General features: G+C 71.5%; 24 protein-coding genes. 19 read left to right on the forward strand and 5 right to left on the reverse strand.

Features of this window, described 5'->3' with window-relative positions; all coding sequences use genetic code 11:
* The first annotated feature begins 15 nt into the window (after positions 1–15).
* The 4 genes from ASF45_RS13300 to ASF45_RS13315 are packed head-to-tail and all read left to right on the forward strand — an operon-like array spanning position 16 to position 3,620.
* Positions 16–1,107, forward strand: coding sequence for an ABC transporter substrate-binding protein (locus ASF45_RS13300; protein WP_056662731.1), 1,092 nt, complete (start codon positions 16–18; stop codon positions 1,105–1,107).
* Position 1,108: 1 nt separating this feature from the next.
* Positions 1,109–1,978 carry an ABC transporter permease gene (locus ASF45_RS13305; protein WP_082550990.1) on the forward strand — a complete coding sequence of 290 codons (870 nt, stop codon included), beginning with the start codon at positions 1,109–1,111 and terminating at the stop codon, positions 1,976–1,978.
* Positions 1,975–2,787: an ABC transporter permease gene (locus ASF45_RS13310; RefSeq protein WP_082550991.1), complete on the forward strand. Its 813-nt coding sequence runs from the start codon at positions 1,975–1,977 to the stop codon at positions 2,785–2,787. Before ASF45_RS13305 ends, ASF45_RS13310 begins: the two co-directional genes overlap by 4 nt.
* The gene (locus tag ASF45_RS13315; protein ID WP_056662733.1) at positions 2,784–3,620 is read left to right on the forward strand and encodes an ABC transporter ATP-binding protein; all 837 of its coding nucleotides are present in this window, start codon (positions 2,784–2,786) and stop codon (positions 3,618–3,620) included. The genes ASF45_RS13310 and ASF45_RS13315 overlap by 4 nt, the downstream gene beginning before the upstream one ends.
* 3 nt (positions 3,621–3,623) lie before the next feature.
* On the opposite strand, the gene ASF45_RS13320 is transcribed toward ASF45_RS13315, so the two are convergent.
* The gene (locus tag ASF45_RS13320) at positions 3,624–4,550 is read right to left on the reverse strand and encodes a VTT domain-containing protein (protein WP_056662736.1); all 927 of its coding nucleotides are present in this window, start codon (positions 4,548–4,550) and stop codon (positions 3,624–3,626) included.
* A gap of 79 nt (positions 4,551–4,629) precedes the next feature.
* The gene (locus ASF45_RS13325; RefSeq protein WP_056662740.1) at positions 4,630–5,547 is read right to left on the reverse strand and encodes a LysR substrate-binding domain-containing protein; all 918 of its coding nucleotides are present in this window, start codon (positions 5,545–5,547) and stop codon (positions 4,630–4,632) included.
* 135 nt (positions 5,548–5,682) lie between these two features.
* On the opposite strand from ASF45_RS13325, the gene ASF45_RS13330 reads away from it, so the two are divergent.
* From ASF45_RS13330 to ASF45_RS13365, 9 genes are all read left to right on the forward strand, one after another.
* A complete protein-coding gene (locus tag ASF45_RS13330) occupies positions 5,683–7,179 on the forward strand; it encodes a M81 family metallopeptidase (RefSeq protein WP_056662744.1) in 1,497 nt (498 codons plus the stop codon).
* A gap of 98 nt (positions 7,180–7,277) precedes the next feature.
* The gene (locus ASF45_RS13335) at positions 7,278–8,318 is read left to right on the forward strand and encodes a tripartite tricarboxylate transporter substrate binding protein (RefSeq protein WP_056662745.1); all 1,041 of its coding nucleotides are present in this window, start codon (positions 7,278–7,280) and stop codon (positions 8,316–8,318) included.
* Positions 8,319–8,478: 160 nt separating this feature from the next.
* Positions 8,479–8,898 (forward strand): organic hydroperoxide resistance protein, encoded by a 420-nt coding sequence (locus tag ASF45_RS13340; RefSeq protein WP_056662748.1) that lies wholly within the window; start codon positions 8,479–8,481, stop codon positions 8,896–8,898.
* Positions 8,899–8,906: 8 nt separating this feature from the next.
* Positions 8,907–10,232 (forward strand): ATP-binding protein, encoded by a 1,326-nt coding sequence (locus tag ASF45_RS13345; RefSeq protein WP_056662751.1) that lies wholly within the window; start codon positions 8,907–8,909, stop codon positions 10,230–10,232.
* On the forward strand, positions 10,229–10,978 hold the full coding sequence (locus ASF45_RS13350; protein WP_056662756.1) for a response regulator: 750 nt from the start codon (positions 10,229–10,231) through the stop codon (positions 10,976–10,978). The genes ASF45_RS13345 and ASF45_RS13350 overlap by 4 nt, the downstream gene beginning before the upstream one ends.
* A 4-nt stretch (positions 10,979–10,982) precedes the next feature.
* On the forward strand, positions 10,983–11,114 hold the full coding sequence (locus tag ASF45_RS36840) for a hypothetical protein (protein ID WP_255357793.1): 132 nt from the start codon (positions 10,983–10,985) through the stop codon (positions 11,112–11,114).
* A 234-nt stretch (positions 11,115–11,348) separates the two neighbouring features.
* Positions 11,349–12,386 carry an alpha/beta fold hydrolase gene (locus tag ASF45_RS13355; protein WP_056662759.1) on the forward strand — a complete coding sequence of 346 codons (1,038 nt, stop codon included), beginning with the start codon at positions 11,349–11,351 and terminating at the stop codon, positions 12,384–12,386.
* Between the two features lie 25 nt (positions 12,387–12,411).
* Positions 12,412–14,142, forward strand: a complete 1,731-nt coding sequence (locus ASF45_RS13360; protein ID WP_056662762.1) for a cytochrome c biogenesis protein DipZ — start codon at positions 12,412–12,414, stop codon at positions 14,140–14,142.
* A 90-nt stretch (positions 14,143–14,232) separates the two neighbouring features.
* Complete coding sequence (locus tag ASF45_RS13365) at positions 14,233–14,970, forward strand: SDR family oxidoreductase (protein WP_056662765.1); 738 nt, start codon at positions 14,233–14,235, stop codon at positions 14,968–14,970.
* A gap of 18 nt (positions 14,971–14,988) precedes the next feature.
* Here ASF45_RS13365 and ASF45_RS13370 read toward each other — a convergent pair whose 3' ends face one another.
* Positions 14,989–15,903 (reverse strand): LysR substrate-binding domain-containing protein, encoded by a 915-nt coding sequence (locus tag ASF45_RS13370; RefSeq protein ID WP_056662769.1) that lies wholly within the window; start codon positions 15,901–15,903, stop codon positions 14,989–14,991.
* Positions 15,904–15,978: 75 nt separating this feature from the next.
* On the opposite strand from ASF45_RS13370, the gene leuC reads away from it, so the two are divergent.
* From leuC to ASF45_RS13385, 3 genes are read left to right on the forward strand one after another with little or no spacing between them, the layout of a single operon-like run.
* Positions 15,979–17,391, forward strand: coding sequence for a 3-isopropylmalate dehydratase large subunit (gene leuC / locus ASF45_RS13375; protein WP_056662772.1), 1,413 nt, complete (start codon positions 15,979–15,981; stop codon positions 17,389–17,391).
* Positions 17,388–18,050 carry a 3-isopropylmalate dehydratase small subunit gene (gene leuD, locus ASF45_RS13380; RefSeq protein ID WP_056662776.1) on the forward strand — a complete coding sequence of 221 codons (663 nt, stop codon included), beginning with the start codon at positions 17,388–17,390 and terminating at the stop codon, positions 18,048–18,050. Before leuC ends, leuD begins: the two co-directional genes overlap by 4 nt.
* Positions 18,047–18,943, forward strand: coding sequence for an alpha/beta fold hydrolase (locus ASF45_RS13385; RefSeq protein WP_056662780.1), 897 nt, complete (start codon positions 18,047–18,049; stop codon positions 18,941–18,943). Before leuD ends, ASF45_RS13385 begins: the two co-directional genes overlap by 4 nt.
* Here the strand turns inward: ASF45_RS13385 and ASF45_RS13390 are convergent.
* Positions 18,940–19,866: an EamA family transporter gene (locus ASF45_RS13390; protein WP_056662783.1), complete on the reverse strand. Its 927-nt coding sequence runs from the start codon at positions 19,864–19,866 to the stop codon at positions 18,940–18,942. The genes ASF45_RS13385 and ASF45_RS13390 overlap by 4 nt on opposite strands.
* 122 nt (positions 19,867–19,988) lie before the next feature.
* Between ASF45_RS13390 and ASF45_RS13395 the strand changes: the two genes are divergently transcribed.
* Positions 19,989–20,825, forward strand: a complete 837-nt coding sequence (locus ASF45_RS13395; RefSeq protein ID WP_056662786.1) for a zinc-dependent peptidase — start codon at positions 19,989–19,991, stop codon at positions 20,823–20,825.
* Here ASF45_RS13395 and ASF45_RS13400 read toward each other — a convergent pair.
* Positions 20,798–22,666: an ABC transporter ATP-binding protein/permease gene (locus tag ASF45_RS13400; RefSeq protein WP_056662788.1), complete on the reverse strand. Its 1,869-nt coding sequence runs from the start codon at positions 22,664–22,666 to the stop codon at positions 20,798–20,800. The genes ASF45_RS13395 and ASF45_RS13400 overlap by 28 nt on opposite strands.
* Positions 22,667–22,723: 57 nt before the next feature.
* Here ASF45_RS13400 and ASF45_RS13405 point away from each other — a divergent pair, with 57 nt between their 5' ends.
* Together ASF45_RS13405 and ASF45_RS13410 are read left to right on the forward strand one after the other, a co-directional pair.
* On the forward strand, positions 22,724–23,149 hold the full coding sequence (locus ASF45_RS13405) for an acyl-CoA thioesterase (protein WP_056662791.1): 426 nt from the start codon (positions 22,724–22,726) through the stop codon (positions 23,147–23,149).
* A gap of 109 nt (positions 23,150–23,258) precedes the next feature.
* Positions 23,259–24,134: a branched-chain amino acid ABC transporter permease gene (locus ASF45_RS13410; protein ID WP_056662794.1), complete on the forward strand. Its 876-nt coding sequence runs from the start codon at positions 23,259–23,261 to the stop codon at positions 24,132–24,134.
* The last annotated feature ends 76 nt before the right edge of the window (positions 24,135–24,210 follow it).

Below are 24,210 nucleotides of genomic sequence, written 5' to 3' on the forward strand. Positions count from 1 at the left end.
TTCCAAGGACTCCGCATGTTCTCGACCAAGCAAGTCTTCAAGGGCTGGGCCGCCGCACTGGCGCTGTTCGGCGCATTCACCGCGGCGCAGGCCGCGCCCGAGGTCATCCGCATCGGCGTGGCCACGGCCGGCGGTGGCGATCCCGTCACCTGGGGCGGCTCGCCCGGCGGCGTGGCGTGCAACCAGCAGTGGCTGGAACAGGAGTTCAAGGGCTCGGGCACCAAGATCGAGTGGCTGTTCTTCAAGGGCGCGGGCCCGGCGGTCAACGAGGCGCTGTCGAACAAGCAGATCGACTTCGCCTACCAGGGCGACCTGCCTTCGCTCGTGGGCCGCGCCAACGGCCTGAACACCAGGCTGCTGCTGGCCAGCGGCACGCGCAACAACCTCTACGTGGTGGTGCCGCCCCAGTCCGCCATCCAGTCGATCAAGGACCTCAAGGACCGCAAGGTCTCGATCTTCCGCGGCACCAACGGCCACCTGGTCGCGATCAACGTGCTGGCCGCCAACGGCCTCACCGAGCGCGACATCAAGGGCGTGAACCTGGACACCGGCAGCGCCCAGGCGGCGCTGGTCTCCAGCGGCGTCGATGCGGCCTTCGGCGGCAGCGAGTGGTTCAAGGTGCGCGACCAGGGGCTGGCCCGCATCGTCTACTCCACCCAGGGCCAGGACCCGGCCTACACGCGCCAGGCCGCGCTGCTCGTGCACGGCGAGTTCGAGAAAGCCAACCCGGCCGAGGTGCAGCGCGTGGTCGACGTGTTCGTGCGCGCCGCCAAGTGGGCGTCCGACGAGAAAAACCGCGAGGAGCTGTTCGCGACCTGGGCCAAGAGCGGCACGCCAGCCGCCTCGTACAAGGCGGAGTTCGAGAACCAGTCGCTGGCCGAGCGCAATTCGCCGCTGCTCGACGCGTTCCTGAACGCCCGCTACAAGGCCGTGGTCGACGACGCGCTCAAGCTCAAGCTGATCCGTCGCAGCGTGACCGTGGACGACTGGTTCGAGCCGAAGTACCTGCAGGCCGCGCTCAAGAAGCAGGGCCTGGAGAACCACTGGACGGCCTACGACGCCAAGGGCAAGCCCGTGGCGGGCAGCGCCTCGGTCGCGGCACGCTGAGATGGGCGTCGAGCAGACCTTCGTGCCGCTGCTGACGGGCGGGGCGCTGGCCGCGTCGTCGCTGCCCGCGCCGGCTGTCCCTGCTGCGCCGGCCGCGCCCGCCGCCGTGCCGCGCAAGGCAGCACGCTTGCGCGGCGACGCGCTGCTGCCCTGGCTGCTGCCGGCGGCCCTGCTGGGGCTGTGGTTCCTGGGCGCCGCCCAGGGCTGGATCTCGCCCCAGGTGCTGCCGCCACCGCAATTCGTCTGGGAGACGCTGCGCGACCTGGCCACCAGCGGCGACCTGTGGCTGCACGTGTCGGCCAGCCTGCAGCGCGTGCTGGTCGGCTTCGCGGCCGGCGCGCTGCTGGGGCTGGCGCTGGGCTCGGCCATGGGGCTGTCGCGCAGCGCCGAGGCCTACCTGCTGCCCAGCTTCAATGCGCTGGTGCAGATCCCGGTGCTGGGCTGGCTGCCCTTCGTGCTGCTGCTGGTCGGCATCGGCGAGCCGCTGAAATACATCCTGATCGCCAAGGCCGCGCTGGTGCCCGTGGCGCTCAACACCTTGCAGGGCTTCCGGCAGACGCCGCTGAACCTGCGTGAGGTCGGCCGCGTCTATGGCTACACGCCACGCCAGCAGGTGCTCGAGATTGTTCTGCCGCATGCCGTGCCCACGCTGTTCACCGGGCTGCGCCTGGGCTTCACCAAGGCCTGGCTGTCGCTGGTGGTGGTCGAGCTGGTCGCGTCCAGCGAAGGCCTGGGCTACTTGATCGTCTACGGCCGCCAGCTGTTCCAGCTGGACCAGGTGATGGCGGCCGTGATCGTGGTCGGTGCCATCGGCTACGCCATCGACCGGGTGCTGGACTGGGCCGAGCGCCGCGTGAAGGGGACCACATGAGCGCCGCGACGGAACGTGCGGAGCTGTCCGCGCTCGCGCCGCTCAAGCCGCAAGCGACAGGCCGCTGGCGCGGCTTCGTGCTGCCGGTGGCGGCCATCGCGCTGTGGTCGCTGGCCGCCAGCTTCGAACTCGTGAACTCGGCGCTGCTGGTGGCGCCGGGCAAGGTGCTGGCCACGGCCTGGGAGCAGATCGAGACCGGGCGGCTGTGGCGCGCGCTGTCGGCCAGCCTGGCGCGCGAAGCCACGGGCTTTCTGATCGGCACGCTGGGCGGCCTCCTGCTGGGGGCCTTGCTGGGCCTGTCGCCGCTGTTCAACCGCCTCGTCGGCCCCAGCTTCAACACCTTCAAGCAGATCTCGCTGTTCGCCTGGATCCCGCTGATCTCGGTCTGGTTCGGCCTGGGCGACGTGGCCAAGGTGGTGTTCCTGTCGCTGGCCGCGTTGGTGCCGGTGGTGGTCAACACTTGCGACGGCATCCGTACCACGCCCAAGGCGCTGCTGGAGGTCGCGCGCGTCTATGGCTTCACGCGCTGGCAGACCGTCACGCAGGTGGTGCTGCCGTCGGCGCTGCCGGCGATCTTCACGGGCGTCTACCTCGCGCTGATCTATTCCTGGCTGGCCACCATCGGCGCCGAGTACCTGCTCGTGGCCGGCAAGGGCATCGGCAACACGCTGATCGAGGGCAGCGAGCATTTCCGCATGGACCTCGTGCTGTTCGGCATGGTGGTCATCGGCTCGGTGGGCTGGGCGATGAACGCCTCGGCCCGTTGGTTGGAGCGCCGGCTGGCGCGTTGGTTGGGGAGAACCTCTTGACTGTTGTCGCTGCCGAGAACGAACTGCACATCCGCGCCCTGGGCAAGCGCTACGCGAGCACCCAGGCCGCCGGCGGCGAGCTGCAGGTGCTGGAGAACATCGACCTGCACGTGCCGGCCGGCCGCTTCGTGAGCATCGTGGGCGCCAGCGGCTGCGGCAAGTCCACGCTGCTGCGCCTGGTGCTGGGCCTGGAGGACCAGTACGAGGGCCGCATCGAGCTCGACGGCCAACCCATCGTGGGCACCGGCCCCGAGCGCGGCATCGTGTTCCAGGACCACCGGCTGTTCCCCTGGCTCAACGTGGAGCAGAACATCGCCGTGGGCCTGCGCAACGCCGAGCTCACGCCGGCCGAGAAGCGCGCGCGCGTGGCCGAGCATGTGGCGCTGGTCGGGCTGCAGGGTTTCGAGCAGTCCTTCCCGCACCAGATCTCGGGCGGCATGGCGCAGCGCGTGGCGATCGCGCGCGGCCTCGTCAACCGGCCGCGCCTGCTGCTGCTGGACGAGCCCTTCGGTGCGCTCGACGCGCTGACGCGCGCGCGGCTGCAGAACGAGCTGCAGCGCATCTGGCAGGCCGAGCGCATCACCATGCTGCTGGTCACCCACGACGTGGAGGAGGCGGTGTTCCTGGCCGACCAGGTGGTGGTGATGCAGCCGCACCCGGGCCGCATCCGGCGCATCGTCGACGTGGACCTGCCGCACCCGCGCCACCGCAGCGACCCGCGTTTCATCGCGCTGCGCGACGACGTGCTCTCGGACTTCCTGGAGCCCGGCGCGCTGCCCGTGGAGCAGCCGCCGGTGCCGATCGGCCCGGGCGGCTGGCGGCTGGCCTGGTAGGGCTCAGGGCGTGGCGAGCGGCCGGCCGGCGGCCAGCCAGGCGTCCACGCCGCCCAGCAGCGGCAGCACGCGCGTGAAGCCCTGGCGCTGCAGCCGCTGGGCCACCTGCACGGCCGAGACCTCGTTGGGACAGGCGCAATAGACCACCAGCAAGGTGTCGCGCGCCAGCGCATCCAGCGCGTCCGGCAGTCTCTTGCCCTGCATCTGCAGCGCGCCGGGGATGCGGCCGTGCGGCAGGCTGCCGGGCACCCGCACGTCGAGCAGCACGGCGGGCGCTCCGCTGTCCATGTGCGCGGCCAGGGCCTCCACGCTGATGCGTTCGCTGGCCAACTGGCGCTGGAACTGGCGCCGCTGCCACCACTTGGACGCGACGAAGGCCAGCACGGCGGCCAGCAGCAGCGCCAGGCCCCAGCGGCCCAGTTCGCTCAGCGTGGCCAGCGCGTCCTCGATGGCCGACGCAAACAGCCAGCCCAGCGCCAGCCCCAGGCCGATCCACAGCGCGCTGCCGATGGCGTCGAAGAACACGAAGGTGGCGCGCCGGATGTGCAGCGCGCCCGACAGCGCCGTGGACACCGAGGCGAAGCCCGGCACGAACTTGGCCACCATCAGCGAGGCCGGGCCGAAGCGCAGGAAGATGGATTCGGTCTGGCGCACGCAGCTGTCCGGCGTCAGCGAGACCGTGCACATGAAGCGCAGCACGCGCCGGCCCAGGCGCTCGCCGGCCCAGTACCAGAGGTTGTCGGCGATCAGCGTGGCGGCCATGGCGGCGGCGAACAGCGGCGCCAGCGCGAGTTCGCCGCGCGCGGCCAGCGTGCCGCCCAGCATCAGCACGGGGAAGGCCGGGATCGGCGCGCCCAGCTGCTCGATGAGCACCATGGCGAACACGAAGGCGATGCCGTACTGGGCGAGGGTCTGGAGCAGGAAGTCCACAGGAGCAGGGGGAGCGGGAAAGGCGTGAGTGTGCCCTGGCGGCGGCGCGCGTGCTGCGCCGCCCCGGTGCAGACCCCGTCTACGCGCCCTGGAAGAGCGCGAACCTGCGCTGCAGCGCCTGCAGGATGTGGGCCGCAGCGCCCGACAGCGGCCTGCCCTTGCGCACGAGCAGGCGGACCTTGGCCTTGCGGCTGACCGGGTGGGCCAGGTCCAGCGCCACCAGCGCGTCGGCTGCGGTCTCGGCCGCCGTCGCCGCGCCGGCGCCAATGAAGCTGACGCCATCGGTGGCCTGCACGAAGCGCTTGAGGGCCGCCACGGAGTTGCTCCGGAAGCTCGGCACCAGGGCCATGTGCTCGGCATACGCCAGCGCTTCGAGCAGCTGCCCCACGCCGTAGTTGGGCGGCATGAGCGCCAACGGCCAGGCCGCCACCTGGCGCAGCGTGACGGGCCCCTGTGCGTTGGCCAGCGGATGCCCGGCCCGCACCAGCACCTTCAGGGGCGAAGCGGCCGTGGCGGCGAATTGCAGCGCCGCATCGGCCTTGGGGTTGTAGGCCACGCCCATGTGCGCTGCGTCCTCTGCCACGGCGGTCACGAGTTCGTTCACGGGCAGTGCGTCGACCAGCACCGACACCTGGGGATGCGCCGCGCAGAAGGGCGCGACCACGGAGCCCAGCAGCCCGTCGATGAAGCCTTCGCTGGCGACGATGCGCACCGAACCGGCCGCGAAGGTGCTGAGCGCCTGCAGCTGCTCCTCCAGCCGCTCCTGGTGGGCCTGGCAGCCGCGCCAGAAGTCCAGCAGGTGCGTGGCGGCGTCCGTCGGCACCACGCCGCGGGCCTGGCGTTCGAACAGCAGCACGCCCAGTTCCTCCTCCAGCAGCGCCAGCTGCCGTGTGATGACCGACGGCGCCGTGTTCAACGCATCGGCCGCGCCACGGATGGAGCGGTGTACCAGCACCTCCTTGAAGTAGCGCAGGCGTTTCTGGTTGATGTCGCGCATGTCCTGGTCACCGTGATGTTGCCCGTTGGGCAACGATGATCGTTGCAGATTGCTGTTGGTGCAACAGCAACCGGCGCAGATCATGCAGGCAGGCCGCAACGTCCCATGCGGCCCACCCCCACCACAGGACACGCCATGAAGATTCTTGTCGCCGGTTTCCAGCACGAAACCAACACCTTCGCGCCGACGGGCGCGGGCTATGCCAGCTTCGTCAACGGCGAAGACTTTCCCGCCATGGCGCGCGGCGAGGCGATCCACGCGCTGGCGGACGTCAACATCCCGGTCAGCGGCTTCATCCAGGCGGTGCAGGCGTGCGGCCACGAGGTGCTGCCGGTCCTGTGGGCCGGGGCCGGCGCCTCCGCGCATGTGACGACGGACGCCTACGAGCGCATCGCGGGCGAGATCCTGCAGGCGGTGCGGCAGGCGCGGTACGACGCCATCTACCTCGACCTGCACGGCGCCATGGTCGCGCAGCACATCGACGACGGCGAGGGCGAACTGCTGGCGCGCATCCGCGCCATCGTCGGCCCGGACATGCGCATCGTGGCCTCGCTGGATTCGCATGCCAACGTGACCGCGCAGATGCTCGCGCTGGCCGATGGCCTGGTGGCGTACCGGACCTATCCGCACATCGACATGGCCGACACCGGCCGCCGGGCGGCGCAACTGCTGCTGGCCCTGGTCCGTCCGGGCGGCACGGCGTTCAAGGCGGTGCGGCGGCTGCCGTTCCTGATCCCGGTGAACAGCATGTCCACCATGATGGAGCCGGCGCGCGGCAGCTACGCGCTGCTCACGTCGCTGGAAACGCAGGAGGTGCTGTCGCTCTCGTTCGCGCCCGGTTTTCCGGCTGCCGACTTTCCAGGTTGCGGGCCGGTGGTCTGGGGCTACGCCAGCTCCGCCGCCGCCGCCGAGCGTGCCGTCGACCGGCTCTACCGGCACGTGGCGGAACCGGAAGCGCAGTGGGCCGTCGCGTTCGAGGAGGCCGAGGCCGCCGTGCGCAAGGCCATGGCGATCGCGCAGACCGCCACGGCCCCGGTGATCCTGGCCGACACGCAGGACAACCCGGGCGTGGGCGGAGATTCCAACACCACGGGCCTGATCCGGGCCTTGCTGCGCGCGGGCGCGCAGGACGTGGCCGTCGGCCTGGTCTGGGACGGTGCCAGCGCGCGGGCCGCGCACCAGGCCGGCGTGGGCGCCCGCATCCGGCTGGCGCTCGGCGGCTGCCCGCAGGTGGCGCAGGACGCCCCGCTGGAGGCGGAGTTCCTGGTCGAGGCGCTGTCGGACGGGCGCTGCGTCTATGGCGGCCCGATGATGCGCGGCAAGCGCGCCGAGCTGGGGCCGTCCGCCAGGCTGCGCATCGACGGCGTGCAGATCGTGGTGGTGTCCCACAAGGCGCAGCTGCTGGACCGCAACATGTACCGCATGGTCGGCATCGAGCCGGCCGACAAGAAGATCCTGGTCAACAAGAGCTCGGTGCACTTCCGCGCCGACTTCGCGGCCATCGCCAGCGAGATCATCGTGGCGCGTTCGCCCGGCCCCTTCATCGCCGACCCGGCCGAGCTCGCGTGGACGCGGCTGGCCGCGGGCATGCGCATGCGGCCCGGCGGCCCGGCGTTCCAGCTGGCGGCCTGAGCGACGCGGCGCGCGCGCCCTCCATTCCCCTCCCATCCACGCATCCCCGCAAAGCCCGGGACGCTCCGGGCCGCAACCACCAGAGAAAGGGCCATTCCATGACCACGACCCCGATCCACCACGGCGCGGCTGCCGCGTCCGCCGTCCCGCCGCGCCGGCGCCTGCTGGCCGCGGCCGCGGCGCTCGCGCTGGGCGGCGCGCCGTTCGCCACACGGGCGGGCGACGCGTTCCCGAGCAAGCCGATCACGATGATCGCGGCCTTCCCGCCGGGTGGCCCGGCCGACGTGCTGGCCCGCGCCATGGCGCCGACCATGGGCCGGCTGCTGGGCCAGCCCTTCATCGTCGAGAACCTGCCCGGTGCGGGCGGCGCCATTGCCGTGCAGCGCCTGCTGAGCCTGCCGGCTGACGGCCACACCCTCATCATGGGCTCGCCGAACGAGGCCATCCTGGCGCCACTGGCGATCGCATCGGCCCGGTACAAGGCCGAGAACCTGGCCTTGCTCGCACCCGTTTCCACCCACCCGCTCGTGGTGATGGGGCGCCCGGAGCTGCCCTATGGGAGCCTGGAGGAGATCGTCGCCGCGGCGAAGAAGGCCGGGCGCACGGGCCTGACCTTCGGCAGCCCCGGCCACGGCACGATGTACCACATCGTGGCCGAGTACCTGGCGCAGGCCACGGGCGTGCAGCTCGTACACGTGCCGTACAAGGGCGCGTCGCCGCTGCTGGCCGACCTGGCCGGCCAGCAGATCGACTTCACGATCCTGCCCAATCTGGGCGGCTCCATCCCCTTGATCGAGACCGGCAAGATCAAGGCCGTCACGGTGCTGGACATGGCGCGCATGAAGACGCTGCCCAAGGTGCCCGCGGTCGTGGAGGGCAACCTGCCGCACAAGGCCGAGTTCGTCCACTCGGTCTGGCTGGGCGTGATGGCCCGGGCCGGCATCCCTGCGGACAGGATCCAGCTGCTCGTGGAGGCGTCCCAGAAGGCGATCCAGTCGCCCGAGATGGTGCGCGCGCTGGCCATCTCCGGCACCGAGCCGTTCCCGCCGCAGCCGCTGGCGGATTCGGCGCGCTTCTACGCCGGCGAGATCGCCAAATACGAGAAGATGGCGCGGTCCGTCAAGCTGGCGGCGCAGTAGGTGACGCAGTAGGCTGCGCACGCGCTGCGGGTGCTGTTTTGTATAGTTTTGTACCCGCCGCCATGGCATCTACATGCGGTCAGAAAACCCCTCGGAGAGAACGCCGCGCACAAGAACAATCGCGCCGTCATTTCGACGAACCCCTCCGAAGGATCACACCATGACCACCACCCAGGACAAGCTTCTCTACACCGGCCGCACCCACACCACAGGGGGGCGCAGCGGCGCCGCACGCAGCGACGACGGCCGACTGGACATCACGCTCACGCGCTTCGGCGCCGTGGGCACGGGCACCAACCCCGAGCAGCTGTTCGCGGCTGGCTGGTCGGCCTGCTTCATGGGCGCCATGGCCCGCGCGGCCCAGGTCCAGGGCGTGCGGCTGCCCGCCGACCTGGCCGTCGATGCCGAGGTCGACCTGGTCGAGGGCGCCGACGGCTTCAAGCTGGCGGCACGGCTGCAGGTCCACGTGCCCGGCGTGCCGCCCGACACCGCACTGGCCATCGTCGAGGCCGCGCACCAGCTGTGCCCTTATTCCGAGGCCACGCGCGGCAACATCCAGGTCGCGCTGTCGGTCGCCTGACACACCCCATGCGCGCCTTCCTGCGACGCCTGTGGCCCACCACGCTGCTGGCGCGCGCCATGCTGCTGGTGGTGCTGGGCATGGCACTGGCCCAGCTGCTGACCTATGCCGCCATCCGGCACGAGCGCGGACAGACGCTGATGAACCTGATGCTCAGCGGCGTGGAGCGCGACATCGCGAGTTCCGTGGCCATCCTGGACCGGCTGCCCGCGCAGGAGCGGACCGCCTGGTTCCCGCGGCTGGAGCGGCCCAACTACAGCTTTGCGCTGGAAGGCAGCGTGGACACGCCGCCGCCCACGGCGCCCGCGCTGGCCCGCTTCGCCGAGGTGGTGGCGCAGGCGCTGCAGCCGTTCCCGGTGCTCGCGGTCGGCCAGATCGGCCAGAGCGATGCCGTGCGCATGCAGCTGCGGCTCAGTGACGGCACCGCGCTCTACGTGCTGGCACGCCGCGTGCCCATGCCGGTGGCGGACTGGGTGACCTGGCTGCTGCTCGCACAGCTGCTGGTGCTCGCGCTGTGCGCCTGGGCCGGCATGCGGCTGGTCACGCGGCCGCTGGCGCGACTCGCGCAGGCGGCCGACCGGCTCGGGCCCGACCTGCGGCCATCGCCCGTGGCGGAAAGCGGGCCGGCCGAGGTGGCGCAGGCCGCGCGCGCCTTCAACGCGATGCAGCGGCGCATCGCCGGCACCGTGCAGGAGCGCATGCAGATCCTGGCCGCCATCTCGCACGACCTGCAGACCCCCATCACGCGCATGCGCCTGCGCGTGGACCTGGCGGACGACCTGCCCGATGCCGACCGGTTCCGCGACGACCTGGAGGCCATGCGCACGCTGGTGCACGAGGGCGTGAGCTACGCCAAGACGCTGCAGGGCTCCGACGAACCGCTGCGCCGCCTCGACCTGGACGCGCTGCTGCGCAGCCTCGTCAACGACTACGCCGACACCGGCCGGCCGGTCACGCTCACGGGCGAGGCCGGCATCGCCATCGCCACGCGGCCGCAGGCGCTGCGCCGCATCCTGACCAACCTGGTCGACAACGCGCTCAAGTACGGCGAGCGCGCCGAGGTGGGCGTGCGGCTGCAGGACGGCGCCGTGCTGGTCGAGGTCTGCGACGCCGGCCCCGGCATCCCCGAAGACCAGCTGGCCGCCGTGCTGCAACCCTTCTACCGCCTGGAGGCCTCGCGCAACCGCGAGACCGGCGGAACGGGCCTGGGCCTGGCCATCGCGCACCAGCTGGCGCTGTCGCTGGGTGGTGCGCTGGCCCTGCGCAACCGGCCCGAAGGCGGCCTCAGCGCCGGCCTGCGCCTGCCGACCTCCATGACCGAGAACCAGCCATGAACACCACCACGCCTGCCGCCGACCACCTGCTGCTGGTCGACGACGACCGCGAGATCCGCGACCTGGTCAGCGCCTACCTGCAGAAGAACGGCCTGCGCGTGACCACCGTGCCCACGGGCCGGCACATGCGCCAGGCGCTGGAGACCGCCGGCCCCTTCGACCTCGTCATCCTGGACCTCATGCTGCCCGGCGAGGACGGGCTCACGCTGTGCCGCGACCTGCGCGCCGGCAAGCACAAGGCCCTGCCCATCATCATGCTCACCGCGCGCGGCGACGAGGCCGACCGCGTGCTGGGCCTGGAGATGGGCGCCGACGACTACCTGGCCAAGCCCTTCGCCGCGCGCGAGCTGCTGGCCCGCGTGAAGTCGGTGCTGCGGCGCACGCGCATGCTGCCGCCCAACCTGCGCAGCAGCGACGAGGCGCGCTTCCTGGCCTTCGGCGACTGGCGGCTGGACACGGTGGAGCGCGTGCTGCTGGACCGCGAGGGCACGGTGGTGTCCCTGAGCGGCGCGGAGTACCGGCTGCTGCGCGTGCTGGTGGACCATGCGCAGAAGGTGCTCACGCGCGACCAGATCCTCTCGATCACGCAGGGCCGCGAGGCCGAGCTGTTCGAGCGCTCCATCGACCTCATGGTCAGCCGCTTGCGCAAGTGCCTGGGCGACGACGCGCGCGAGCCGCGCTACATCAAGACGGTGCGCAGCGAGGGCTATGTGTTCGCGGCGCAGGTCGAAGCGCAGGACGTTTGAAGCCATGCGCAAGCTGCTGTTCTCCTTGTTCTTCCTGTTCGGTGGGCTGGCCTCGGAGCTGAGCCAGTCCGCGGGCCGCCCCTGCGCCGTGCCGTCGGCCAACGCCGCGCCGCCGCCGCGGCGGCGTGGCGGCTGAGCGCCGCCCCTTTCCTCCGCTCGCAGCGCGCCGCCACCTTCCGGGTGGCGGTGTCGTTCTGGCGCCGCCCGTCTGCGGCTTTGTATGGCTGTGTATCCGGCCCGCTATCGGCGACATGGCCATGCAATTCCAGGGTGTCCATGACACATGCCACATACACCGCGGCGGTGTACTGGAGGCCAGCCGGCGCACACCGCGCCGGCAGCGTCCAACCTCCTACCGAAAGGCCTTGCCATGCACACCGCAGACACCATTTCCCGCCGCCGCCAGTTCCTCGGCGGAGCCGCCCTGGCCCTCGCCGCCGCGCCAACCACAGGTCTGTTGGCCAGCCTGCTCGCCACGCCGGCCCGGGCCGCCACGGCGGGTGGTGCCACGGGCTTCGCGCCGCTCAAGACCATCGCTGCCGGCGACCTGCGCGTGGCCTATGCCGAGGCCGGACCGGCCGATGGCCCGGTGGCCATCCTGCTTCACGGCTGGCCCTACGACATCCACGCCTTCGTCGACGTCGCGCCGCGCCTGGCGGCCGCCGGCTACCGCGTGATCGTGCCCTACCTGCGCGGCTACGGTGGCACGCGCTTCCTGTCCGACGCCACGCCGCGCAACGGCCAGCAGGGCGCCGTGGCCCAGGACATCCTGGCGCTGATGGACGCGCTGGGCATCCGCCAGGCCGTGCTGGGCGCCTTCGACTGGGGCGCGCGCACGGCCTGCATCCTGGCCGCCATCTGGCCCGAGCGCGTGGCCGGCCTGGTGTCGGTCAGCGGCTACCTGATCGGCAACCCGCAGGCCAACGCCCGGCCGCTGCCGCCGGCCGCCGAGTTCGCCTGGTGGTACCAGTCGTACTTCGCGACCGACCGCGGCCGCGACGGCTACGCCGCCAACCCGGTGGCCTTCAACCGCTTCATCTGGCAGCAGGCCTCGCCGCAGTGGCGCTTCGACGAGGCCACCTACCAGCGCAGCGCGCAATCCTTCGACAATCCCGACCACGTGGCCATCGTGGTCCACAACTACCGCTGGCGCATCGGCCTGGTGGCGGGCGAGCAGCGCTTCGACGCGCTGGAGCAGCGGCTGGCCCAGGCGCCCACGATCACCGTGCCGACGGTCACGATGGAGGGTGACGCCAACGGCGCGCCGCATCCCGATCCGGCCGTGTACGCGAAGAAGTTCAGCGGCCGCTACCAGCACCGCCAGCTGGACGGTGGCATCGGCCACAACCTGCCGCAAGAAGCACCGGCCGCGTTCGCGCAGGCGGTGATCGACGTCACGCGGCTCTGAACCGCTGCACCGCTTCGGAGTTGCCATGAGCCTCGCGATTACCGCACTTGCCGCCTTCGTCGCCGGCATGCTGACCGTCTTCAGCCCCTGCATCCTGCCGGTGCTGCCTTTCGTCTTCGCACGCCACGACCGGCCCTTCGCGCAGGGCAATCTGCCGCTGCTCGCCGGCATGGTCGCCAGCTTCGCGGCTGTGGCCTCGCTCGGGGCCGTGGCGGGGGCCTGGGCCGTGCAGCTGAACCAGGTCGGCCGCTGGGCCGCGCTGGCGGCGCTGGCCCTGTTCGCGGCCTCGCTGCTGTCGCCGCGCCTGGCCGCGTGGTGGAGTGCACCGCTGGTGCGCGCCGGCGAGCGCCTGGCCCGCACGCAGGACCGCAACAGCTGGCGCAGTGCCGCGCTGCTGGGCGCGGCCACGGGGCTCATCTGGACCCCCTGCGCAGGCCCGGTGCTGGGCGTGGTGCTCTCCACGGCCGCACTGGCGGGGCCCGGCATCCACACCTCGCTGCTGCTGTTGTCGTACGGCGCCGGTGCGGCCCTGGCGCTGTGGGTGGCGCTGCGGGTCGGCGCCAAGCCGCTGGCCGTCTTGAAGGCCAGGCTGCTGCCCGGGGTGGCCGGCCGCCGCATCGCAGGCGCCGCCATGCTGGCCGGCGTGGTGGCGGTGGGCACCGGCATCGACACGGGCCTGCTGGCCCGGTTCGGCGGCCTGGGCGGTGCCGGGGGGCAGGGGCTCGAAGCCGGCCTGCTGCAGCGCGTGCTGCCCGCCGCCCACGCGGACGCACCGCAGCCCAGCCGGCTGCCGGTCGAATCCACGCGGGCCAGCCTGGAGGGCGGCACGCGGTGGCTCAACGCCGCGCCGCAGTCCATCCCCGCACTGCGTGGCAAGGTCGTTCTGGTCAACTTCTGGACCTACTCCTGCGTCAACTGCCTGCGCACGCTGCCGTATGTGAAGGCCTGGGCGCAGAAGTACGCCGACCGCGGCCTCGTGGTGGTGGGCGTGCACACGCCGGAGTTCGCGTTCGAGAAGGATGCCGGCAACGTCCGGCGGGCCTTGCAGGATTTGAAGATCGGCTACCCGGTGGTGCAGGACAACGACTTCCGCATCTGGCGCGGCTTTGGCAACCAGTACTGGCCGGCCCTGTACTTCGTCGATGCGCAGGGCCGCGTGCGGCACCACCAGTTCGGCGAGGGCGGCTACGCGGCGTCCGAACGCGTGATCGAGGAACTGCTGCGCGAGGCCGGTGCGCCCGGCGCCGGCGCGGCCCCGCCGGACGTGGTGCCGGACACGCGCGGCCTGGGCCTGGCCGCCGATGCCGGTAGCCTGCGCAGCCCCGAGACCTACCTCGGCTACGAGAAGGGGAGCAGCCCGCGCGTCGCCGGCCCGGTCGTCGCCGACAGGCCGGCGCACTACACGCCTGCCGCGCTGCAGCCCAACACCTGGTCGCTGGCCGGCGCCTGGACCGTCCAACCCGAGTTCGTGGAAGGCATGGAGGTGGGGAGCCGCCTGGCCGTGCGCTTCCAGGCCCGCGACGCCAACCTGGTGCTCGGCGCAGGCACCGGCGGCCCGGTGCGCTTTCGCCTGACGCTGGACGGCCAGCCGCCCGGCGCGGACCACGGCACCGACGTGGATGCCGATGGCAACGGCGTGGTGGATGCCACCCGCCTGTACCAGCTGGTGCGCCAGGGCGGCGCGGTGAAGGCCCGCACCGTGGAGATCCGCTTTCTCGATCCCGGCGCGCGCGGCTACGCCTTCACGTTCGGCTGACGCGGCGGCGCGCTCCCTCTTGCTTTTTGTTCCTGCATGCGTGCAGGTGTTCGGTCGATCTCGGACCACAGCGTCCGACAAGGAAATGCAATGAAAGAAGCAACCACCCCCCGCGGCGCCGCCCTGGTGTTCGGCGGATCGCGCGGCATCGGCGCCGCCGCCGTGCAGCGCCTGGCGGCCGACGGTTACGCCGTCGCGTTCACCTACGTGTCGCGGCCCGACAGTGCACAGGCACTGGTCGCGCAGATCACGCAGGCCGGCGGCCAGGCCCATGCCATCGCGGCCGACAGCGCCGACGCCCAGGCCATCCGCAACGCCGTCGCCCAGGCCGTGGAGCGCTTCGGCGCGCTGCAGGTCGTGGTGGTCAATGCCGGCATCTACAAGGCGGGCCCCATCGACACGGTGCCGCTGGCCGATCTGGACCAGATGCTGGCCATCAACGTGCGTGGCGTGTTCCTGGCGGTGCAGGCCAGCGTGCCGCATGTGCTGGACGGCGGGCGCATCATCACCATCGGCAGCAACGTGGCGTTGCGCACCGGCCAGGCCGGCTCCAGCGTCTACCAGCTCACGAAGACCGCGGTGGCCGGCCTGGTCAAGGGGGCGGCGCTGGACCTGGCGCCGCGCGGCATCACGGTCAACAACATCCAGCCGGGCCCCATCGAGACGGACCTGACGGCGGACTGGACCGCCGCGCTGGCGCAGCGCAGCCCCTTGCAGCGCGTCGGCAAGCCGCAGGAGATCGGGGCCCTGGTCTCCTATCTGGCGCGCGAGGAGTCGGGGTACATGACCGGGGCCAGCCTGACCATCGACGGCGGCTTCACGCTGTGAGCCCCGCCGGTGGCGGCATCACCAGCCACCGTCGCCATCGCGCCGGTGGGTCTCGAACGCCGCCATCAGAAAATCCACCAGCGCGCGCGTCTTGGCCGACAGGTGGCTGCGCGTGGGAAACACCGCATGGATGTCGGCCGCCGGCAGCTGCCATTGCGGCAGCACCGGCCGCAGCCGGCCCGAGCGCAGGAGAGGCGCGACCTCCCAGAGCGAGCGCATCAGGATACCGTGGCCGTCCAGCGCCCAGCCGACCACGCTCTCGCCGTCGTTGGCCGCCAGCGGGCCGCGCACCTTGACCTTCTCCGAACGCCCGCCGCACTGCAGCTGCCAGGTGCCGAAGGTCTCGTCGTGCTCGCGGATGAACAGACAGGCATGGCGCGCCAGTTCGCGCGGGTGCTCGGGCGTGCCGGCCGCGTCCAGGTAGGCGGCCGAGGCGCACAGCACGCGCCGGTTGTGCGCGAGCAGCCGCGCGGTGAGGTTGGAGTCGGGCAGATCGCCGAGCCGGATCTGCAGGTCCAGGCCCTGGCCGACCAGGTCCACGGGCCGGTCCGTCAGCTGCAGCTGCACCTCGACGGCCGGAAACTGGCGCGCGAAGCCCGAGAGCGCCGGCGCGATGTGCTTGCGGCCGAAGCCCAGCGTGGCGGCCACGCGCAGCAGGCCGGCCGGCTTCTCGCTGCTGCCCGAGACGGCGCGCTCCAGCGCCTCCAGGTCGGCCAGCACGCGCGCGCCCTCGACCAGGTACATCTCGCCCTCGGGCGTGAGGCCGATGCGCCGCGTGGTCCGCTGCAGCAGGCGCACGCCGAGCCGGCGCTCGATCGCCGCCAGCCGCTTGCTGACCGCGGCCGGCGTGTTGCCCAGCTCCTGGGCGGCCAGCGTGAAGTTGCCGGCCTTGACCAGTTGCGCGAAGAAGGCAAGGTCGGTAATGGCGGTCATTGGTGAGGTTGAAGTAACAAATGCTGTGCCATGGAGGCGAATTATTGTTTCCAGGATCAGCATTACGCTTGCGCCATGCCCCCACGCACCCTCTACCGCAAGCTGGTCGACAGCCACACCGTGGCCGCGCTCGACGACGAGAACATCCTGCTGTTCTGCGACCTGCATCTCATGAACGAGTACACCAGCCCGCAGGCCTTCACCGGGCTGGACGAGCGGGGCCGCGGCGTGCCCATGCCGGGCCAGAACGTGGCCGTCGTGAGCCACATCATCCCCACGCACCCGGGCAAGGTCCGCGTGATCGCCGATGCGGCCTCGGCGCTGCAGGCCAGCAAGCTGCACAGCAACTGCGCTCAGTTCGGCATCCCGCTGTTCGACACCAACGATGCGCTGCAGGGCATCGAGCATGTGGTCGCGCCCGAGCACGGCATGGTGCGCCCCGGCATGGTCATCATCTGCGGCGACAGCCACACCACGACCTACGGCGCGCTCGGCGCCCTGGGTTTCGGCATCGGCACGACCGAGGTCGAGCATGTGCTGGCCACGCAGACGCTGGCCTACCGCGTCGCGCGCAGCATGCACATCCGTGTCGACGGCGAACTGCCCGCGGGCAGCACGGCCAAGGACCTGGTGCTCGCCGTGATCGGCCGCATCGGCGCGCAGGGCGCGCGCGGCTGCGTGGTCGAGTACAGCGGCAGCGCCGTCGATGCGCTGTCGGTCGAGGCCCGCTTCACGCTGTGCAACATGACGGTGGAGGCCGGCGCGCGCGGCGCGCTGGTCGCGCCGGACCGCAAGGCCGTGGACTACGTGCTGGCGCGCGCGCCCGACCTGGCCGCGCACCGCACGGCGGCGCTCGCGGCCTGGCAGGACCTGCGCACGGATGCGGGCGCGGTCTTCGACGTGGAACACCGTTTCGACGCCAGCCACATCGCACCGCAGGTGAGCTGGGGCACCAGCCCGGACCAGGTGGCGGCCATCGACGGCCATGTGCCGCAGTTGGCGGACCTGCCGGCAGGCCCCGCGCGCAGCAGCGCGCAGCGCGCCATGGCCTACGCCCGGCTTGCGGCCGGCGCGGCGATCGCGGGCACCCCGATCCAGCACGTGTTCATCGGCTCGTGCACCAACGGCCGCATCGAGGATCTGCGCGCGGCAGCCGGCGTCGCACGCGGCCGGCAGGTGGCACCCGGCGTGCGGGCCATGGTCGTGCCGGGCTCGGGCGCGGTGAAGGCGGCGGCGGAGGCCGAGGGCCTGGACCGCGTGTTCCTGGCGGCCGGCTTCGAGTGGCGCAACCCGGGCTGCTCCATGTGCCTGGCCATGAACGACGACGTGCTGGCCGAGGGCATGCGCTGCGCCTCCACGACCAACCGCAACTTCGAAGGGCGCCAGGGCCGCGGCGCCATCACCCACCTCATGGGCCCGGCCATGGCCGCCGCGGCCGCCGTCACGGGCCGCATCACCGACGTCCGCCAACTGGAGCTGCTGCCATGACCGACCACCTTCGCATCCAGGGCCGCGCGGCTGCGCTGCGCATCGAGAACCTGGACACCGACCAGATCATGCCCAAGCAGTTCCTGCGCGGCATCGACAAGTCCGGCCTGAAGGAAGGCCTGCTCTACGACCTGCGCTTCGACACACAGGGCCGGCCGCGGCCGGACTGCGTGCTGAACCGTGCTGGCTACGCGGGCGTGTCGATGCTGGTGGGCGGCTCCAACTTCGGCTGCGGCTCCAGCCGCGAGCATGCGGTCTGGGGGCTGCAGCAGTTCGGCATCCGGGCCATCGTGGCGCCCAGCTTCGCGGAGATCTTCCATGCCAATGCCATGAACAACGGGCTGCTGCTGGTGGCACTGCCGGCCGCGCAGATCGCGCAGCTCATGGACGATGCGGACGACCCGGCGACCAATGCAGTGGACATCGACCTGGCTGCGCAGACCCTGGCCAGCCGCAGCGTGCAGGCCCGCTTCGACCTGCTGCCGCGGCACCGGCGCATGTTCCTCGAAGGCCTGGACAGCATCGGCCTGTCGCTGACCTACCGTGCGCAGACCGAGGCCTTCGCGCAGCGCCACTGGGCCGCGCAGCCCTGGCTGCGCGACGTGGCCGCACGCACACGCCAGCGGCTGGACGGCGGCGCCGCTAGGATCGCGCCATGACGGACACCCCCCTGTTCCCGGGCTTTCGCCCGCACCTGGCCGAGGTCGGCGACGGCCTGTACATCCACGCGCTGGTCGGCGGCGAGGGCCCGCCGCTGCTCTTGCTGCACGGCCATCCGCAGACGCACGCGATCTGGCACAAGGTGGCACCGACGCTGGCCGAACGCTTCACGCTGGTGCTGGCCGACCTGCGCGGCTACGGCGGCTCGTCCAAGCCGGCCGGCGACGCGGACCACGCCAATTACAGCAAGCGCACGATGGCGAGCGACATGCTGGTGCTCATGCGGTCGCTGGGGCATGCGCGCTTCGACGTGCTCGCGCACGACCGCGGCGCGCGCGTGGCGCACCGGCTGGCCGTCGACCACGCCGATGCCGTGCGCCGGCTCGTGCTGCTGGACATCGCGCCCACGCTGGCCATGTACGAGCAGACCACGGAGGCTTTTGCGCGCGCCTATTGGCACTGGTTCTTCCTGATCCAGCCCGCGCCGCTGCCCGAGCGCCTGATCGAGGCCGACCCCGGCGCCTACCTGCGCGACGTGGTGGGCCGGCGCAGCGCCGGCCTGGCGCCGTTCGACCCGCGCGCGCTGGCCGCCTACGAGGCGGGCCTGCGCCAACCCGGTGCCGCGCACGGCCTGTGCGAGGACTACCGTGCCTCGGCCGGCATCGACCTCGAACACGACCGCGCCGACCGCGCGGCCGGCCGCAAGCTGACGGTCCCGCTGCTCGCGCTGTGGGGCGAGGAAGGCGTGGTGCACCGCTGCTTCGACCCACTGGCCGAATGGCAGCGGGTCGCAACCGATGTGCGCGGCCGTCCGCTGCCCTGCGGCCACTACATCGCCGAAGAAGCGCCGCAGGCGCTGCTGGACGCAGTGCTTCCCTTCCTGGCGGCCTAAAGCTGCAGGCAGATCCCGACCAGCCCCAGCAGCACCAGCGCCAGGCCCCAGCGCTCGCCCGCGCGCAGCTTCTCGCGGAAGATGCGGCGCGAGACCAGCAGGCTGAAGAAGACCTCGACCAGGCCCAGCGTGCGCACGTCGGCGGCGGGCTGGATGGCCATGGCCGTGAACCAGCCCGTGGAGGCCAGCGCGCCCATGGCGCCGGCCAGGATGGACACGCGCCAGACCCGCGCCGTGGTGGCCAGGGCCGCCGGATCGCGCGCGGCGAGCCAGCCGCCCAGCAGCAGGCTTTGCAGCAGCTGGGCCCAGAGCACGCCCCAGCCGCCCAGCAGCCAGGGCGCCACGTCGGTCATGGACAGGGCCGCGCCGCGAAAGCCCACGGCCGACAGCGCGAAGCAGGCGCCCGAGGCGATGCCGTACAGCACGGCCTGGCTGCCGCCGCGGGCCGCCGCGGCGCCCGGGGCCGCCGCGCGCGCCGGCAGCGAGAGCAGCACCACGCCCAGCGTGGCCAGCAGCATCGCCAGCGCGGCCAGCCAGGTCGGCACCTCGTGCAGGAACAGCGTGGAGAACAGCGCGACCTGCAGCACCTCGGTCTTGGAAAACGCCACACCGACGATGAAGTTGCGCTGCTGCATGGCCTTGAGCAGGCAGGCCGTGGCCAGCAACTGGGCCACGGCGCCCATGGCGACCCAGCCGAAGTAGCCGACATGGAAGGCCGGTACCGGCCGGCCCGAGAGCTGCTGCGCCAGCGCCACGAACACCAGCGCGAACGGCAGGCCGTAGAGGAAGCGGGCCAGCGTGGCGGCCAAGGTGCCGGCCTGGCTGACGAGGCTGCGCTGAGCGGCGTTGCGGACGGTCTGCGCCAGCGCGGCGGCCAGCGTGATCGGGATCCAGGCCCAGGCGGGCAGAGCGGGAATGTCCATGGTGGGGCGGCGAGCGTAGCGTAGAACCAGCGGCCCCGCGCCTCGTGCTTGGCGATGCGTGCCATGCTTGAAAACGGCGGGCGCGCCTCCAGTTGCCCGGATCACACTGCCGCCCGATCCGCATGCCCATGCTTTCCCAGTTCCTGTTCGGCGCCGTCCTGCTCGGCGCGCTGGTGGCCGTGCTGGGCATCGCGCTGGCGCCGGCTTGGCGGGCCTGGCGCCGCCGCGCGCTGGCGCGCCAGCCGTTTCCTTCGCCCTGGCGGCGTGTGCTGGCGCGCCATGTGCCGCAGGTGCGCCGCCTGCCGGCGGACCTGCAGCTGAAACTCAAGCAGCGCATGCAGGTCTTCATCGCCGAGAAGCCCTTCATCGGCTGCAACGGCCTGGTCGTGACCGAGGCCATGCGCGTGGTCGTCGCGGCCCAGGCCTGCCTGCTGCTGCTGGGCCGGCCCGAAGGCCATTTCGCCAACCTGCGCCAGGTGCTGCTGTACCCGGGCGCCTTCCTGGTCGACCGCGTGCGCACCGAGGCCGGCGGCGTGCTGCGCGACGAGCGCCAGGCGCTCGCCGGCGAATCCTGGTCGCAAGGCCAGGTCGTGCTGTCCTGGGACGACGTGCTGGCCGGCGCGGCCGACCCGGTGGATGGCCGCAACGTGGTGGTGCACGAGTTCGCGCACCAGCTCGACCAGGCCGATGGCCAGTCCAACGGCGCGCCGCCGCTGCCACGGGGCATGAGCGCGGCGCGTTGGACGCGCGTGCTGCAGGCCGAATTCGATCGGTTGCAGCGCCAGCTGGCGGCGGGTGAGCCCAACCTGCTTGGCGACTACGCCGCGACCAACCCGGCCGAGTTCTTCGCGGTGGCGTCCGAGGTGTTCTTCGAGCAGGGCCCGCAGCTGGCGGCCGAGCGGCCGGCGCTGTACACCGAGCTGCAGGCCTTCTACGGCGTCGACCCGACGGCCTGGTGATCCTCGCCGGCCGCAGGCGCCGGCTCGTTCTGCTGCAGTGCCCACATGCGCGCATAGCGCCCGCCGGCTGCCAGCAGCTCGGCATGCGTGCCGCGCTCGGCGATGCGGCCGGCCTCCATGACCAGGATCTCGTGCGCATCGACCACGGTGGAGAGACGGTGCGCGATGACCAGCGTGGTGCGCCCGCGCGCCACCGACTGCAGCTCGGCCTGGATGGCCCGCTCGTTGGCCGAGTCCAGCGCCGAGGTGGCCTCGTCGAAGATCAGGATGGGCGGGTTCTTGAGCAGCGTGCGCGCGATGGCCACGCGCTGCTTCTCGCCGCCCGAGAGCTTCAGGCCCCGCTCGCCCACCATGCTCTGGTAGCCCAGCGGCATGGCGGCGATGAAGTCGTGGATGTGGGCCGCGCGCGCCGCTGCCTCGATCTCCTCCTGGCTGGCGCCGGGCCGGCCGTAGCCGATGTTGTAGGCGATGGTGTCGTTGAACAGCACCGTGTCCTGCGGCACGATGCCGATGGCCTGGCGCACGCTGGCCTGGGTCACGGCGCGGATGTCCTGGCCGCCGATGCGGATGCTGCCGCGCTGGATGTCGTAGAAGCGGAACAGCAGCCGGCCCAGCGTGCTCTTGCCCGAGCCCGAGGGGCCGACCACGGCCACCGTCTTGCCGTCCGGGATCTCGAAGCGCACGCCGTGCAGGATGGGCCGGGCGGGCTCGTAGGCGAAGTCCACGTCCTCGAAGCGGATGCCGCTGCCGCGCGCGGTGTCCAGCGGCAGCGCGCCGGGCGCGTCGGCCACCTCGCGCTCGCGCTCCATCAGCGTGAACATCTTGTCCAGGTCGGTCAGGTTCTGCTTGATCTCGCGGTACAGCACGCCCAGGAAATTGAGCGGGATGTACAGCTGGATCATGAAGGCGTTGACCATGACCAGGTCGCCCAGCGTCATGCGGCCATCGACCACGCCCTGGGTGGCGCGCCACAGCATCAGCACCAGCGCCACGGCGATGATGAGCTGCTGGCCGGTGTTGAGCAGCGACAGCGTGCTCTGGCTCTTGAGCCGCGCGCGGCGCAGCCGCTCCAGGCTCTCGTCGTAGCGGCCGGCCTCGTAGCGCTCGTTGCCGAAGTACTTGACGGTCTCGTAGTTCAGCAGCGAATCGATGGCGCGCGTGTGGGCGGTGGAGTCGAACTCGTTGACCTGCTTGCGGAACTGCGTGCGCCATTCGGTCACCGTGACCGTGAAGGTGATGTACAGCACCAGTGCGGCCAGTGTGATCCAGGCGAACCAGGCGTCGAACTTGACGGCCAGGATGCCCAGCACCAGCGCCACCTCGACCAGCGTGGGCACGATGCTGTAGAGCGAGTACGAGATCAGCGACTCGATGCCGCGCACGCCGCGCTCGATGTCGCGCGTCATGCCGCCGGTCTGGCGCTCCAGGTGAAAGCGCAGGGAGAGCGCATGCAGGTGCTCGAAGGTCTGCAGCGCGATGGTGCGGGCGGTGCCCTGCGTGGCCTTGGAGAACACCAGGTCGCGCAGCTCGGCGAACAGCGAGGTCGACAGCCGCAGCAGCCCGTAGGCCAGCAGCAGGCCCAGCGGCACGACCAGCAGCGCGGCCGGGTCGCCGGGCTTGATCGTCATCGCGTCGATGAGGTTCTTCAGCAGCACCGGCACGCCCACGTTGGCGAACTTGGCGCCCAGCATGAAGGCCAGCGCGAACACCACGCGCCACTTGTATTGCCACAGGTAGGGCAGCAGGCGGCGCAGCGTGGCCCAGTCCGAGCGCGCTGGCGCCGGCGGTGGCGCGCCGGGGGCGGTCGTGGGGGTGGGGGCGGAGGGGGCGAGGTGGCGCATTGGCAGACAATCGGTGGCGTTGCAAGTCTTCTTCTTGTTCTTCGGAGATTGTCCCGGATGTCCACCGATTCAAGCGCCCCCGTCGCATTGCCCACCGACATGGAGCTGGTGCTCAAGGTCATCCCCATGCCAGCGGACACCAACGGCAACGGCGACATCTTCGGCGGCTGGGTCATGGCCCAGGTCGACCTGGCCGGCGGCGTGCTGCCGGCACGGCTCATCGTCGGCAAGTTCGCCACCGTGGCCGTCAACGAGTTCATCTTCAAGCAGCCCGTGCGCGTGGGCGACCTGCTGTCGTTCTTTGCGGCCATCACGCGCGTGGGCAAGACCTCGGTGACGGTGCAGGTGGAGGTCTATGCCGAGCGGCGCCACACGCCGCAGCGCTACGTGAAGGTGACCGAGGCGCGGCTGACCTACGTGGCCATCGGCGACGATGGACGGCCGCGTTTGGTGCAGCCAACGGCAACGCCGGGACCGGGCTGACCCCGGCAAACCCCTAGACTGGGCCGCGTTGCCCGGTGGATGAGGAACAACCCTGAGCGCCATTGCGCAGGGCGCGGCTATAAACCCGGCACAACACACGGGGGGCCGGGTGCAGTTTCTCCAACTGGTGATCAGTGGCATCGCGCAGGGCTGCATCTACGGCCTGATCGCGCTCGGCTTCGTGCTGATCTACAAGGCCACGGAAACCGTGAGCTTCGCCCAGGGCGAGCTCATGATGCTGGGCGCCTTCGCCGGCCTTGCCGCGATGACCTGGCTGGGGCTGGCGTTCTGGGTCGCGGTGCTGTGCGCGGTGGCGGCCGTGGCCCTGCTGGGCATGCTGCTCGAGCGCGTGGTGATCCGCCCCATCCTGGGGCAGCCGGCGTTTTCCATCGTCATGCTGACCATCGGCATCGGCTACGTGGCGCGCGGGCTCATCACCATGGTGCCGGGCATCGGCACCGAGACGCACACGCTGCCCGTGCCCTACAAGGACGAGATCTACCGCCTGGGCGAGCTCGTGCTCAACGCCGAGCAACTGGTCGTGATCGGCGCCACGGGTGTGCTGTGCGCGCTGCTGTTCGCGCTGTTCCGCTACAGCAAGCTGGGCATCGCCATGCAGGCGTCCTCGCAGAACCAGTTGGCGGCCTACTACATGGGCATCCCGGTGCGCCGGCTCAATGGCCTGGTCTGGGGGCTGGCGGCCGCGGTGGCGGCGCTGGCCGGCCTGCTGCTGGCGCCCATCACCTTCGTGCACGCCAACATGGGCTTCATCGGGCTCAAGGCCTTCCCGGCCGCCGTGGTAGGCGGCTTCGGCAGCCTGCCGGGGGCCATCGTGGGCGGGGTGCTGATCGGCGTGGTGGAGTCGCTGGCCGGCTTCTACCTGCCCGACGGCTTCAAGGACACGGCCGCCTACATCGTGGTGCTGGTCATGCTCATGGTCCGGCCCAACGGCCTGTTCGGCGAACGCCTCAGAAAGAAGGTATGAAGCCCCCACGCTCATCGCTACGCGTATCGCTTCCCCCCAAGGGGGCGCAGTCCGCCCTTGGGGCGGCCCGGCGGGC

The organism is Pseudorhodoferax sp. Leaf265 (assembly GCF_001422365.1).
Lineage (GTDB): Bacteria > Pseudomonadota > Gammaproteobacteria > Burkholderiales > Burkholderiaceae_C > Pseudorhodoferax.

What these genes read in the sequence shown, in the direction of transcription:
- ASF45_RS13300 (WP_056662731.1), top strand. Translation starts at nt 16, where the DNA reads ATGTTCTCGACCAAGCAAGTCTTCAAGGGCTGGGCCGCCGCACTGGCG.
- ASF45_RS13305 (WP_082550990.1), top strand. Translation starts at nt 1,109, where the DNA reads ATGGGCGTCGAGCAGACCTTCGTGCCGCTGCTGACGGGCGGGGCGCTG.
- ASF45_RS13310 (WP_082550991.1), top strand. Translation starts at nt 1,975, where the DNA reads ATGAGCGCCGCGACGGAACGTGCGGAGCTGTCCGCGCTCGCGCCGCTC.
- ASF45_RS13325 (WP_056662740.1), bottom strand. Translation starts at nt 5,547, where the DNA reads ATGCGCGACATCAACCAGAAACGCCTGCGCTACTTCAAGGAGGTGCTG.
- ASF45_RS13330 (WP_056662744.1), top strand. Translation starts at nt 5,683, where the DNA reads ATGAAGATTCTTGTCGCCGGTTTCCAGCACGAAACCAACACCTTCGCG.
- ASF45_RS13335 (WP_056662745.1), top strand. Translation starts at nt 7,278, where the DNA reads ATGACCACGACCCCGATCCACCACGGCGCGGCTGCCGCGTCCGCCGTC.
- ASF45_RS13340 (WP_056662748.1), top strand. Translation starts at nt 8,479, where the DNA reads ATGACCACCACCCAGGACAAGCTTCTCTACACCGGCCGCACCCACACC.
- ASF45_RS13345 (WP_056662751.1), top strand. Translation starts at nt 8,907, where the DNA reads ATGCGCGCCTTCCTGCGACGCCTGTGGCCCACCACGCTGCTGGCGCGC.
- ASF45_RS13350 (WP_056662756.1), top strand. Translation starts at nt 10,229, where the DNA reads ATGAACACCACCACGCCTGCCGCCGACCACCTGCTGCTGGTCGACGAC.
- ASF45_RS36840 (WP_255357793.1), top strand. Translation starts at nt 10,983, where the DNA reads ATGCGCAAGCTGCTGTTCTCCTTGTTCTTCCTGTTCGGTGGGCTGGCC.
- ASF45_RS13355 (WP_056662759.1), top strand. Translation starts at nt 11,349, where the DNA reads ATGCACACCGCAGACACCATTTCCCGCCGCCGCCAGTTCCTCGGCGGA.
- ASF45_RS13360 (WP_056662762.1), top strand. Translation starts at nt 12,412, where the DNA reads ATGAGCCTCGCGATTACCGCACTTGCCGCCTTCGTCGCCGGCATGCTG.
- ASF45_RS13365 (WP_056662765.1), top strand. Translation starts at nt 14,233, where the DNA reads ATGAAAGAAGCAACCACCCCCCGCGGCGCCGCCCTGGTGTTCGGCGGA.
- ASF45_RS13370 (WP_056662769.1), bottom strand. Translation starts at nt 15,903, where the DNA reads ATGACCGCCATTACCGACCTTGCCTTCTTCGCGCAACTGGTCAAGGCC.
- leuC (WP_056662772.1), top strand. Translation starts at nt 15,979, where the DNA reads ATGCCCCCACGCACCCTCTACCGCAAGCTGGTCGACAGCCACACCGTG.
- leuD (WP_056662776.1), top strand. Translation starts at nt 17,388, where the DNA reads ATGACCGACCACCTTCGCATCCAGGGCCGCGCGGCTGCGCTGCGCATC.
- ASF45_RS13385 (WP_056662780.1), top strand. Translation starts at nt 18,047, where the DNA reads ATGACGGACACCCCCCTGTTCCCGGGCTTTCGCCCGCACCTGGCCGAG.
- ASF45_RS13390 (WP_056662783.1), bottom strand. Translation starts at nt 19,866, where the DNA reads ATGGACATTCCCGCTCTGCCCGCCTGGGCCTGGATCCCGATCACGCTG.
- ASF45_RS13395 (WP_056662786.1), top strand. Translation starts at nt 19,989, where the DNA reads ATGCCCATGCTTTCCCAGTTCCTGTTCGGCGCCGTCCTGCTCGGCGCG.
- ASF45_RS13400 (WP_056662788.1), bottom strand. Translation starts at nt 22,666, where the DNA reads ATGCGCCACCTCGCCCCCTCCGCCCCCACCCCCACGACCGCCCCCGGC.
- ASF45_RS13405 (WP_056662791.1), top strand. Translation starts at nt 22,724, where the DNA reads ATGTCCACCGATTCAAGCGCCCCCGTCGCATTGCCCACCGACATGGAG.